Annotated in this window: 8 protein-coding genes; 5 read left to right on the plus strand and 3 right to left on the minus strand. The window is 70.1% G+C overall.

Annotated features, from left to right (window positions below):
* Positions 1-188: hypothetical protein (locus tag ACWEQG_RS38740; RefSeq protein WP_452292597.1), on the plus strand; the 188-nt coding region annotated here is incomplete at its 5' end.
* A gap of 125 nt (positions 189-313) precedes the next feature.
* Positions 314-1,123, plus strand: coding sequence for an SAM-dependent methyltransferase (locus ACWEQG_RS38745; protein ID WP_452292598.1), 810 nt, complete (start codon positions 314-316; stop codon positions 1,121-1,123).
* A gap of 54 nt (positions 1,124-1,177) precedes the next feature.
* Here the strand turns inward: ACWEQG_RS38745 and ACWEQG_RS38750 are convergent, their stop codons facing one another.
* Both ACWEQG_RS38750 and ACWEQG_RS38755 read right to left on the minus strand, forming a co-directional pair.
* Entirely contained in the window at positions 1,178-2,359 is a 1,182-nt protein-coding gene (locus tag ACWEQG_RS38750; protein ID WP_452292600.1) for a globin domain-containing protein, read from the minus strand.
* Between the two features lie 74 nt (positions 2,360-2,433).
* A complete protein-coding gene (locus ACWEQG_RS38755) occupies positions 2,434-2,862 on the minus strand; it encodes an RrF2 family transcriptional regulator (RefSeq protein ID WP_452292602.1) in 429 nt (142 codons plus the stop codon).
* Between the two features lie 122 nt (positions 2,863-2,984).
* Here ACWEQG_RS38755 and ACWEQG_RS38760 point away from each other — a divergent pair, with 122 nt between their 5' ends.
* The 3 genes from ACWEQG_RS38760 to ACWEQG_RS38770 all read left to right on the plus strand — a co-directional run bounded on the left by ACWEQG_RS38760 (position 2,985) and on the right by ACWEQG_RS38770 (position 5,347).
* Positions 2,985-3,542, plus strand: a complete 558-nt coding sequence (locus ACWEQG_RS38760; RefSeq protein WP_452292604.1) for a cysteine hydrolase family protein — start codon at positions 2,985-2,987, stop codon at positions 3,540-3,542.
* A gap of 174 nt (positions 3,543-3,716) precedes the next feature.
* Positions 3,717-4,568, plus strand: coding sequence for a sensor histidine kinase (locus ACWEQG_RS38765; protein WP_452292606.1), 852 nt, complete (start codon positions 3,717-3,719; stop codon positions 4,566-4,568).
* 131 nt (positions 4,569-4,699) lie between these two features.
* The gene (locus tag ACWEQG_RS38770; RefSeq protein WP_452292608.1) at positions 4,700-5,347 is read left to right on the plus strand and encodes a protein-L-isoaspartate(D-aspartate) O-methyltransferase; all 648 of its coding nucleotides are present in this window, start codon (positions 4,700-4,702) and stop codon (positions 5,345-5,347) included.
* A gap of 61 nt (positions 5,348-5,408) precedes the next feature.
* On the opposite strand, the gene ACWEQG_RS38775 is transcribed toward ACWEQG_RS38770, so the two are convergent.
* Positions 5,409-12,569: an amino acid adenylation domain-containing protein gene (locus ACWEQG_RS38775; protein WP_452292610.1), complete on the minus strand. Its 7,161-nt coding sequence runs from the start codon at positions 12,567-12,569 to the stop codon at positions 5,409-5,411.
* Between the last annotated feature and the right edge of the window lie 144 nt (positions 12,570-12,713).

Genomic DNA, 12,713 nt, shown 5'->3' on the forward strand with positions numbered 1-12,713 from the left:
GGTTCGGCATCGTGCACGTGGACTACGACACCCAGGTGCGCACGCCGAAGGCCAGCTTCCACTGGATGCGGGACTTCATCGCCGACCCGGTCGTCGCCGCCCCCGTCACCGCCCGCCCCGCGACCACCGGCCCGGTCGACATCCTGGTCGCCGGCACCCCCAGGGGAGAGCGCCCGGTGGGGGATTGACAGGCACCTGCCCGGATTGACCGGCCGTGCCCCGGCGCGTGCCGGTCAATTCCCCTTTTGATGCGCCGAATCCTGATTAATCAGCTACGTTGTGATCAACGTACGAGCGCACCAGGGCAGGACAAATGAACAAGGAGCAGGGCCCGCCGGGGATCGACGTGACGGTCCCCAGCGTCGCCCGGATCTACGACTATCTCCTCGGCGGCAAGGACAACTTCGCCGTCGACCGGGTGGCGGCCGAGAAGCTCATCGAGCTGACTCCGAACGCGCGCGAGGGCGTGCGGACCAACAGGCGCTTCATCCGCCGTGCGGTGACCCTCATGGCCCGTGAGGGCATCCGCCAGTTCCTCGACATCGGCGCCGGGCTCCCGACGCAGGAGAACGTCCACCAGGTCGCGCTCGGCGAAGCCCCCGACTCGCGCGTCGTCTACGTCGACAACGACCCGATCGTGCTCGCCCACGGCCGGGCCCTGCTGGCCGACAACGCCCAGACGATCGTCGTGGACGGCGACCTGCGCGAGCCCGAGGCCATCCTCGGCGACCCCCGCGTCACCGAGCACATCGATTTCGGCAAGCCGGTGGGCCTGCTCATGGTGGCCGTGCTGCACTTCATCCCCGGCACCGATGACGCCGAGCGCATCGTCGGCACGCTGCGCGACCGGCTCGCCCCCGGAAGTGCGATGGCCATCAGCCACCTGTCGTACGGCGACCTCGACGAGGAGAAGATCCGCGAGGGACGCGAGCTGTACAAGGGCACCTCCGCCGGGGCGGTCACCCCGCGGACCCACGCGGAACTGCTGCGGTTCTTCGACGGGTTCGACCTGGTGGAGCCGGGTCTCGTCGTGACCGAGGAGTGGCGGCCCGAGCCCGACGAGCCGAAGCTGCCCAGGATTCCCGGGGTCGACGGCTACGCCGGCGTCGGCCTGCTGCGCTGACGCAATCCCCGGCGGTCCGGCCCGCCGCGTGCGAGCGGCGGGCCGGACGCCGGATCAGGCGGCCGCGATCCACAGGTCGGGGCCGAACACCTCGTAGTGGATGCCGGAGGCGGGCACACCGCGCTCGACCAACTGCGCGCGTACGGCCCGCATGAACGGCAGCGGCCCGCACAGGCAGGCCACGACGCCCTCGGGCAGGTCGATCGCCGACAGGTCGGCCAGTCCCGCCGCGACCGCCGGCTCGCCCGCGTGCCCGGCCGGCAGGTCCTCGTACCACCGATGCAGGGTGGCGCCGGGCAGCGCCGCGACCAGGTCCGCGAGCTCCTCGCGGTGGACATGGGCGTCCGGGGAGCGGTCGGCGTGCACGACCACGACCCGCCGGTCCGACCCGGTGGCGGCGAGATGGTCGAGCATGGACAGCACGGGGGTGACCCCGATCCCGGCCGAGGCGAGCAGCAGCGGCCCGTCCCCCTCGGGCAGGGTCAGGTCGCCGAAGGGCGCGGAGACCGCGAGCACGTCACCGGGCCGTACATGCTCGTGCAGCCAGGCGGAGACCTCGCCCTCGGGGGCGCCCTCGCCGCGCACCCGCTTCACCGTGATCCGCCGGTCGCCGCGCTCCGGGGCGTTCGACAGGCTGTACTGCCGGATCTGCCGCGCCCCGTCGGGCAGTGTCACCTGGACGCTGACGTACTGGCCCGGCCGGAAGGACGCCGGGGTGTCCGGGCGCAGGAGGAAGGAGACCACGTCCGGCGTCTCGTCGCGCCGCTCGACCACCGTGGCCCGGGTCCAGCCCCCGGACTCGCGGTAGAGGTCGCGCTCCAGGCCGATCAGCGTCTCGGCCATGAGCCAGTAGACCTCGTCCCACGCCTGGGCGACCTCGGGCGTGACGGCGCCGCCCAGCACCTCGCCGATGGCGCCGAACAGATACTTGTGCACCACGGCGTACTGCTCCTCGGTGACGCCGAGGGAGGCGTGCTTGTTGGCGATCCTCGACAGCATGGTGCCGGGCAGCTCGCCGGGGCGCTGCACCAGCGCGGTCGCGAACGCGGCGATCGACCCGGCCAGCGCGACGCGCTGCTCGCCGTTGGCCTGGTTTCCCCGGTTGAACAGGTCCCGCAGCAGCTCGGGGTTGTCGGCGAACATCGTGTCGTAGAAACGCGCGGTGATGTCCTGGATCGCGGCCGCGATCACAGGCAGGGTGGCGCGGACGGTCGCGGCCGACTCCGGGGAGAGCATGGCTTCCTCCAAATTGGTATGTAAGACGCAAATTAAACGCCGTGGTCCTGCCCGCATCTTGCTGTTCGCGCGGGTCAGGTGAGAGTGAGCAGCACCGGCCTCGACGGCGAGGCGACCAGTTGGTCCACAGTGATCGGGTCGAGGGAGGCGTAGAAGGCCTGCTGCGCCGAGCGCAGTGCGGCGCGTAGGCTGCAGGCGGCCCGCAGTGGGCAAGGGGTCTCCCCCTCGCAGGTGACGACCTCCTCCTCTCCCTCCAGTTCGCGGACCAGCCAGCCGATCGACGCCGTACGGCCGAAGCCGGTCAGCTCCAGGCCGCCCCCACGGCCCCGGCGGGCCTCCACGACGCCGAGGTGCTGCAGGCGGGCGATGGCCTTGGCGGTGTGGTTGTAGGGGATCGCCATCGCCTCGGCCACCTGGCGGGTGGTGAGCGACGCCCCGGGCTCCAGGACCGCCAGGCGCATGGTGACGCGCAGGGCCAGGTCCGTGAACTTCGTCAACCGCACGCCTCGACGCTAGCAAATCGGTATTTAGCACTCCAATTTGGGGTGCATGGGGGAGGCCCGAGATTGTCGGTGCCGCGATCTATGGTTGGGCCGACAGGATCCGTGACGAGAACGGGGACCCCATGACGACGCTGGCTGATCGCCCGAACGCCGCGCTGCTGGTCATCGATGTGCAGAACGGCGTGGTGGCAGGCGCCCCCAACCGCGACACGGTGATCGCGAACATCGACACCCTGGTCGGCAAGGCACGCGCGGAGGACGTGCCGGTGATCTGGGTGCAGCACTCCGACGACCACGATCTCAAGCGGGACAGCGAGAACTGGCAGTACGTGCCGGAGCTGGTCCGTCGCGACGCGGAGCCGCTCGTCCACAAGAGGTACGGCGACTCGTTCGAGGACACCGAGCTGGAGGCGCTGCTCGCCGAGCGCGGGGTGGGCCGGCTCGTCGTCACGGGCGCCCAGACCGACGCGTGCATCCGCTCGACCCTCCACGGCGCCTTCGTCCGGGGCTACGACGTGACGCTGGTCGGCGACGCGCACACCACCGAGGACCTCACGGCGTACGGCGCGCCGGCTCCTGAGCAGGTGATCGCGCACACCAACCTCTACTGGCAGTACCAGAGCGCCCCCGGCCGTCGCGCCGGAACCGTCGGCACGGCGGAGGTGACCTTCGAGAGCTGACACCGGCGCCGCCGGCCGCTTGCCGGATTTGCCGCGCTATGCGGGGATTGTTGTGTTGTGCCGGGCTTGTCGCGCCTGTCGGAGCCGTCTGCGGAATATCCTGGGGATGTGCCGAGGCGGGGCAGACGGTTCTACGGGGCGGCGCCTACGAGGGGCACCGTCGCATGGAGACGGTTGTGGAACTGGCTCTCCGTGCCGGCCGCCCTGGTCGTCGGCACGGTCGTGATCCATCGGCTGCTGCATCGTCTGGGCGTCATCTCCGGCGATCTCGCCGAGATCAACGTCGGGAACGAGTACGGCCAGATCGCCCGGCGGCGGGACCCGACGCAGGTGGACCAACTGGTCGGCAACATCAACGTCAGCCTGGAGATGCTGGATCGCGAGCGCCGGTTCGCCTCCACCATCGCGCATGAAATCCGCTCTCCGCTGGCCGGGATACGTGTCACGGTGGAGGAGGCGCTCGCCCAGCCGGGCGAGCCCGGTCGCCGTGTGCTTCACGAGGTGCTCCGCGGAGTCGACCGCCTGGAGGCGCTGGCGAACAACCTGCTCCTGATCGCCCGCAGCCGCTCCTCGCAGGTGCGATGGGAACGGCTCGATCTGTGCGAGCTGGTCAGGCAGGAGGTCGCCGACCGATCCGACCCCATCCCGGTGCAGGTGGAGTCCGTTCCCGGCGTGCCGGTCGAGGTCATCCGCTCCCAGCTGTGCGAGATCCTGACCAACCTGCTGGACAACGCCCAGCGGCACGCCAGACACCACGTCCACGTCGAAGTCGGCCGCGAGGGCGGTGTCGCACGACTGGCGGTGTCGGATGACGGCCCGGGCATTCCGGAGGAGGAGAGGGAGCGGATATTCGAGCGGCTGGTCCGGCTCAAGGGTCCCCCGGCGCAGGACGACTCGGGCACAGGGCTCGGCCTCGCCATCACCCGGGAGCTCGTCGGAGGACACCGCGGAGCCGTGTGGGTGGAGGACTCCGGCAGCGGCGGCGCGTGTTTCGTCGTCGAGTTGCCCCTCGCGGACTCCCTGTGACATGCGGCCCCGGCGCGGCGGGCACGGCACCCGCGGGCGTCGTCGGGTTCCGGTCCGGCTGAGGGGGCATCACACGGGGTGAGCGGGCCGCGGGTGGGGGACGGCGCCGCTCGCCGTCGATCGTGAGCGTGGTGGACGTGACCGCAGCCGCCTGTCCCGAAGACCTCGTCCGGGCCGTCCGGGCGGCGGGCGTCCGTGACGAGCACCTGCTCCAGGCGGTGCGCTCGACCCCGAGGGCCGGTTTCGTCCCCGCCGAACATGTCGCCCACGCGTACGAGGACGTGCCGATCCCGATCGCGCACGGGCAGGTGACCACCCAGCCCTCGCTGTCGGCGATGATGATCGAGGGACTCGAGCTCACCGGCCGGGAGCGCGTGCTGGAGGTCGGCAGCGGCCTCGGGTACCAGACCGCGCTGCTCGCCCGTCTCGCCGCCGAGGTGGTCGGCGTCGACCTGTGGCCCGACCTCGTGCGCGCGGCACGGCGCAACCTCGCCCGGCAGGGCATCCGCAACGCGGAGGTGCTCGTCGGCGACGGCGGCCAGGGAATGCCCGATCGCGCCCCCTACGACGCCGTCATCGTCTCGGCGGCCTTTCCCACGGTCCCCGCGCCACTGGTCGAGCAGTTGCGGCTCGGCGGCCGTCTGGTGCAGCCGATCGGCACCGGCGGCCGGGAGGAGGTCGTGCTGTTCGAACGCACCGTCATCGGCCTCGAACCCCGCCAGGTCCTCACGCTGGCCCGCTTCGTCCGCCTCCACGGCCGCTACGGCTATCCCTCCTGACCGTACGGCCGTGTCGGGGGCGGGCGGCGTCGCCCGCCAGGCGGGCGACGCGGGCGGGCCGTCAGGAGCCGTCGGAGTTCAACGCTCGAATCCTCTCAGCCAGCTTCGTGCCGATCACCCGGGCAGGAATCGGATCCAGCATCCGCATGTGGTCGCTGTCGACGCGGACCGCCTCGATCTCGCCCGTGACATAGGGCTCCCAGGAGGCCGGAACCTGCCACTTCTGATCCTCTTCCTTGATGCCCGCCACGAAGACGAGAAGATCACCGTGGAAGACTCCGGGAACGTGTCGGAGGTAGGCGGAGGTGTTGCCCAGCATGGCCTCCGACGCCGACTTCTGAAGTGACGGTCCGGTGGAGTCGTCCGCCACGTCGTCCCACCCCATGAGGCCGACCTCCTGCCGGATCAGCCGGGAGATCTCGTCCTCGGCCTCCTCCCTGGTCGGCAGGGCCTCGCGATCGATGGCCCCTTCGGCGGCGGGGAAGGCGTCGATCACCGCCACCAGGGCGACGTCGTGGCCCTTGTCCTGGAGCCGGCCGGCGATGGCATGCGCCAGCATCCCCCCGAACGACCACCCCGCGAGGATGTAGGGCCCGGTCGGCTGCCTCGACCGGATGTGGGCGACATATCCGTCCGCCATGTCGCGCAGGGAGTCGTACCACTTCCCGGGATTCGAGAGGCGGGGATCCTGGAGAGCGAACACCGGATGCTCCGCCGGGATGTAGGGCAGCAGTTTCGCGTAACTCCAGCTGATTCCACTTGCCGGAGGAAGGAAGAAGACCGGCGCTTTGCCTCCGGTCGTACGAAGCGCCAGAACGACGTCGACGCCGGCCGTTTCTGCGGCGCGATCCAGGTACAGGGCCAGCCGTGCCACCGTCGGCGCTTCGAAGACCGCACGCACGGGCACCTCCGCGTCCAGCACGGCGCGGATGCGGCTGGTCAGGCGGGTGGCCAGCAGCGAGTGGCCGCCCATCTCGAAGAAGTCGTCGTCGACGCCGACGCGGTCGAGTCCGAGTACCTCGGAGAACAGGCCGCACAAGGTCTCCTCCCGCGGTGTCCGCGGCGCCCGGTATCCCTCTCCGCGGAACTCCGGTGCGGGCAGCGCCTGCCGGTTCAGCTTGCCGTTGGGGGTCAGCGGCAGGCGGTCCAGGACCACCAACGCGGACGGCACCATGTATTCGGGCAGCACACGCGCCAACCGCTGCCGCACCTCGCGGACGATCCCGCTGATCCGCGCCGGAGCCGATGGGTTGTTGACGTACGCGGACGGCGTGCTCCCCGAGCCCGGCGTCGTCATGCCTCGCATGTCCACCACGGGCCAGACCTCGTCGTCGTTCGCGGTGGTGAACACGACGTCGACGCGATCGTCTCCGCGCGCCGACCAGGTGACGGCGACGTGGTAACCCAGCTCGTCGCCGATCTCCCTCAGCTCCTCCACCGTCACTGCGGCAGGACGGCCCTCGCCGCCCAGACGCTCCAGGGCCTTCGACAGCGTGCCCTGCCCGGTGAGTGTCCGCATGGCCGCCATCTCACCCGCGATACGGGCGTTCGGCACCCCGGTCACCCGTACGCTCCGAGGCCGGTCCCGGAGCAGACGCTCCCTCAGCGACCAGAGCTCGGCCGGCGACTCGCCCCAAGCCAGTGCCGGGAGCTGAGCGGCGCTGATCCCTTTCACCGGCGCCTTGTGCACGACCGCGTCGTAGCGGTACCGGGTCAGTTCGTTGTCGTGACGGCCCCGCTTGACCCGCACGTCGACAGCGCCGACCCCGGTGAGATCGTCACTGAGCACCTCGAACAACGCCGGATCGACCATCAGCTCCTTCTCCAGCACCATGCCCTGCTCGATCGCACGGCGGACCGCCGCCTGATCGGCGTTGCCGCCCCGGACCCGGTGGAGCTGGATCGCGGTCTGGAAACAACGCGCCAGCCGCAGGTTGCGCACGTCGCCCACGAAGATCCGCCCGCCGGGCGCCAGCAGGTCGAGCGCTCCTTGGAGCACCCTCATGAGGTAGTCGACGCCGGGGAAGTACTGGATCACAGAGTTCAGCACGATCGTGTCGAAGAACCCTGCCGGGAGACCGTCGAGGTCGTCGGCGCCCTGACAGCGCAGCCGCACCCGCTCCCGCAGGTCTTCCCGCCGTGCTACCTGCTCTTCCAGCCGGGCGATCACCGGGGCGGAGAAGTCGGTCGCCCAGTACGTCTCACAGCGGCCGGCCAGGTGGCCCAGCAGCAGGCCGCTGCCGACCCCGAGCTCGAGAACCCGCCGGGGTCGCAGCGAGAGGATGCGCTCGACGGTGGCGTCCCGCCATTCCCGCATCTCGTCCAGCGGAATCGGGTCACCGTCGTAACTGCTGTTCCAACCGCTGAAGTCCTCACCCAGTTCGTGATCCACCCGGGACGCGTACAACGTGTCGTACACCTGCCGCCACTGCTCCACATCCTCATCCGCCGGGTCGTCCGGCGGTTCGTGGGGGGCAGGAGCCACGTGGTGCTCGGTGTCGGAAGCGGGGACGACGTAGGCGACCAGGCGTTTGTCTCCGGGGCGGTCTTCTCGCATGGTGGCGGCTGCTTGGGTGATGCCGGGGTGTTGCAGGAGTGCGGCTTCGATTTCGCCGAGTTCGATGCGGTATCCGCGGATTTTGACTTGGTGGTCGGTGCGTCCGAGGTATTCGAGGTGTCCGTTGGTGGTTCGGCGGGCGAGGTCTCCGGTGCGATACATGCGCGACCCCGGCGGACCGAACGGGTTGGCGATGAAGCGTTCTGCTGTCAGTCCGCTTCGTCCGAGGTAGCCGCGGGCCAGGGATGGTCCGGTGATGTAGAGCTCTCCGGGTGTTCCGGCAGGCACAGGAGTGAGGTGGTGGTCGAGGAGCAGCAGACTGCCGGCGGTGACGGCGGATCCGAGGGTGGGGGGTTGGCCGGGTGACAGGGGGTGGCTCGTGGTGGCGCAGACGGTGGTTTCGGTGGGGCCGTAGGCGTTGAGGAGGTGGCGTCCGGGTGCCCAGTGGTCGATGACCTGGGGGGTGCAGGCTTCTCCGCCGGAGATGAGGTGGGTGATGGTTGTCAGGGGGTGGTCGGTCATGGCGGTGAGGGCGGAGGGGGGCAGGAGGGTGTGGGTGATGTGGTGGTGGTCGATGGTGGTGGCCAGGGCGGTGCCGGGGGTGAGGTGGTCTTCGGGTGTGGTGACCAGGGCGGCGCCGGACAGGAGTGCGGTGGTGAGTTCCCAGAAGGCGGCGTCGAAGCTGGGTGAGGCGAACTGCAGAACGCGGCTGCCGACAGTGGGGGTGAGGCGCTGGTGTTGGGTGTGGGCCAGGGCGCTGATGCCGCGGTGGGTGACCACTACTCCCTTGGGGCGGCCGGTGGAGCCGGAGGTGTAGATGACGTAGGCGGGGTCGTCGATCCGGCAGGGTGCTTGGTCGAGCGGTTGGCTGTTGGTGATGCGCTGTCGCAGGTCGGGATCATCGAGTCGCAGGCAGGGGGTGTGGCCGGTGTGCACCTCGTGGGGGAGGCCGTCGTGTGTGGTGAGCAGGAGTGTGGGGGTGGCGTCGTCGAGCATGTACTGCAGGCGCTCGGCGGGGTAGCGCACGTCCAGGGGGAGGTAGGCGGCTCCTGCTTTGAGGGTCGCCAGGATGGCCAGCACCAGATCCGCTCCGCGGGGCAGGGCGATGGCGATGAGGTGGCCGGGTCCGGCGCCATGTTCCCTTAGGAGTGTGGCCAGGCGGGCGGCTTGGGTGTCGAGCTGGGTGTAGGTGAGTGATCCGCCGGGGTGGATCAGGGCGGTCGCGTGTGGGGTGGCGGCGACCTGCCGGGCGAACAAGGCGGGGAAGGTCTCCGGTGCGGGCACGTGGTCGGTGTCGGCCCCGATCGGCTGTCCCTCACCCGGGTCGAGGATGTCCACCTGCGACAACCGCACCTCCGGGTCGGTCACGACGGCGGAGAGCAGGCGTTCGAACCTGCGCAGGAGAGCCTCGATCGTGGCCCCGTCGAACAGATCGGTGGCGTACTCCACGACTCCACTCAAGCCCCCAACGGTCTCGCCGGAGTCCTGCGGTTTCTCCCACAGGTAGACCGAGAGGTCGAACTTGGACGTGCCAGTGCCGATCTGCTCGGTGTGGACTTGGAGGCCGGGGAGTTCGAAGGCGCTGTGAGGGGTGTTCTGCAGTGCCAGGGCGACCTGGAAGAGGGGGTGGTGTGCGGGGGTGCGGGTGGGGGCGAGGACTTCGACGAGGCGTTCGAAGGGGAGGTCTTGGTGGGTGTAGGCGGCCAGGTCGGTGGTGCGGACGCGGTTGAGGAGTTCGGTGAAGGTGGGGTCGCCGCTGGTGTCGGTGCGTAGGACCAGGGTGTTGACGAAGAAGCCGATGAGGTGGTCGAGGGCGTGGTCGGTGCGGCCGGCGATGGGGGAGCCGATGGGGATGTCGGTGCCGGCGCCGATGCGGGTCAGGGTCGCGGCGAGGGCGGCGTGGATGACCATGAACAGGCTGGCGTGGTGGGTGCGGGCCAGGTGGTTGAGGCCGTGGTGGGTGGCGGGGTCGATGGTGAAGCTCGTGGTGTGGCCGCGGTGGGTGGCGACCGGGGGGCGGGGCCGGTCGGCGGGCAGGGGGAGTTGTTCGGGCAGGCCGGTCAGGGTGGTGGTCCAGTAGGCCAGCTGGCGGGCCTGCAGGTTGTTGGGGTCGTCGGGGTCGCCCAGCAGGTCGTGCTGCCACAAGGTGTAGTCGGCGTACTGGACCGGCAGCGGCTCCCACGCGGGGGCCTGCCCCTGACACCGGGCGGCATACGCGGTCGCCAGGTCGGCGGCCAGCGGGCGCAGTGACCACCCGTCCCCGGCGATGTGATGCACCACCACGGTCAGGAGGTGTTCCTTCGCCGCTTCCTGGCAGTCGCCAGACGGCGATGAGGCGGCGGAGGTCATGGTGAACAGCCAGGCCTTGACGGGGATTTCCTGCGTCAGGTCGAAGGTGTGGCGGACCGTCTCGCGGATCAGCCCGGTCAGTTGCTCGGGGTCGGCCTCGATCGTGACCAGCTCAACGTGGGCTTGGTCGAGGATGTGCTGGTGGGGGATGCCGTCGATGTCGGGGAAGACGGTGCGCAGGGTTTCATGCCGGCTCACCACGTCGTTGAGTGCCGTCGCGAGGGCTTCGGGGTCGAGGTCGCCGGTGAGGCGGAGGACCAGGGGGATGTTGTAGGTCGGGCTGGGGCCTTCGAGGTGGTGGAGGAACCACAGGCGGCGCTGGGCGAACGACAGCGGCAGGGGGTGGGGGCGCCTGCGGGTGGTCAGGTGGGAGCGGGAGGGTGCCTGGGCGTCGAGGTGGCGGATGAGTCCGGCGGGGGTGGGGGTTTCGAAGACGGCGCGGACGGGGACTTCGGCGTCGAGTACGGCGCGGATGCGGCTGGTCAGTCGGGTGGCGAGCAGGGAGTGGCCGCCCAGGTCGAAGAAGTCGTCGTCCATGCCGGCTCGGTCGATGCCGAGGACTTCGGCGAACAGGCCGCACAGGATCTCCTCCCGCGCGGTGCTGGGGGCGCGGTACTGGGCGCCGGCGGTGAGGTGGGGTTCGGGCAACGCCGCGCGGTCCAGCTTGCCGTTCACCGTCAGCGGCAGCTGCTCCAGCACGACGACGGCTGACGGGATCATGTAGTGGGGCAGCCGGGCGGACAGGAACGTGCGTACGACGGCGTGGTCGAGGCCGGTGTCTTCGCTTCCAGCCTGGGCTGGGGTGAGGTAGGCGACCAGATGCTTGCCGGCGTCGGTGCCGCGGCCGTCGCGGGCGATCACGGCCGCCTGCGCGACGGCGGGGTGTTCCAGCAGTGCGGCCTCGATCTCACCCGGCTCGACCCGGTATCCGCGGATTTTGACTTGGTGGTCGGTGCGTCCGAGGTATTCGAGGTGTCCGTTGGTGGTTCGGCGGGCGAGGTCTCCGGTGCGGTAGAGGCGTGTTCCGGGTGGGCCGTAGGGGTTGGCGATGAAGCGTTCTGCTGTCAGTCCGCTTCGTCGGAGGTAGCCGCGGGCCAGGGATGGTCCGGTGATGTAGAGCTCTCCGGGTGTTCCGGCAGGCACAGGGGTGAGCCATGGGTCGAGGAGGTGGAGGGTGGTTGCGGTGACGGGGGGTCCGAGGGTGGGGGGTTGGCCGGGGGTGAGGGGGTGGCTGGTGGTGGCGCAGACGGTGGTTTCGGTGGGGCCGTAGGCGTTGAGGAGGTGGCGTCCGGGTGCCCAGTGGTCGATGACTTGGGGGGTGCAGGCTTCTCCGCCGGAGATGAGGTGGGTGATGGTTGTCAGGGGGTGGTCGGTCATGGCGGTGAGGGCGGAGGGGGGCAGGAGGGTGTGGGTGATGTGGTGGTGGTCGATGGTGGTGGCCAGGGCGGTGCCGGGGGTGAGGTGGTCTTCGGGTGTGGTCACCAGGGCGGCGCCGGACAGGAGTGCGGTGGTGAGTTCCCAGAAGGCGGCGTCGAAGCTGGGTGAGGCGAACTGTAGAACGCGGCTGCCGATTCCGGGGGTGAGGCGCTGGTGTTGGGTGTGGGCCAGGGCGCTGATGCCGCGGTGGGTGACCACTACTCCCTTGGGGCGGCCGGTGGAGCCGGAGGTGTAGATGACGTAGGCGGGGTCGTCGATCCGGCAGGCGACCCCTTCGAGGGGCTCGACGTCCTGAAGGTTGCGGTGGAGGTCGTCGAGGGTCAGGCAGCGGACGTCGCCGGTGTCGATGCCGTCCGGTAGCGCGTCGTGTGTGGTGAGCAGGAGTGTGGGGGTGGCGTCGTCGAGCATGTACTGCAGGCGCTCGGCGGGGTAGCGCACGTCCAGGGGGAGGTAGGCGGCTCCTGCTTTGAGGGTCGCCAGGATGGCCAGCACCAGATCCGCTCCGCGGGGCAGGGCGATGGCGATGAGGTGGCCGGGTCCGGCGCCATGTTCCCTTAGGAGTGTGGCCAGGCGGGCGGCGTGGGTGTCCAGCTGGGTGTAGGTGAGTGATCCGCCGGGGTGGATCAGGGCGGTCGCGTGTGGGGTGGCGGTGACCTGGCGGGTGAACAGGGCGGGGAAGGTTTCCGGTGCGGGCACGTGGTCGGTGTCGGCGCCGATCGGCTGTCCCTCGCCCGGGTCGAGGATGTCCACCTGCGACAACCGCACCTCAGGATCGGCGACCACCGCCGCCAGCATCCGCTGCAACCGGCGCAGCAGAGCCTCGATCGTCGCCCCGTCGAACAGATCGGTGGCGTACTCGATTATTCCGCTTAAGCCCACTTCGGCCTCGTCGGAGTCCTGCCGCTCGCCGTCCTGTGGCAGTTCGCTCAGGTAGATCGACAGGTCGAATTTGGAGGTGTTGGTGGTGGTGTGGTGGGGGGTGGCGGGCAGGTCGTGGAGGTGGAGGTGGGGCAGGGGGGTGTT

The organism is Microbispora sp. NPDC004025 (genome assembly GCF_053604425.1).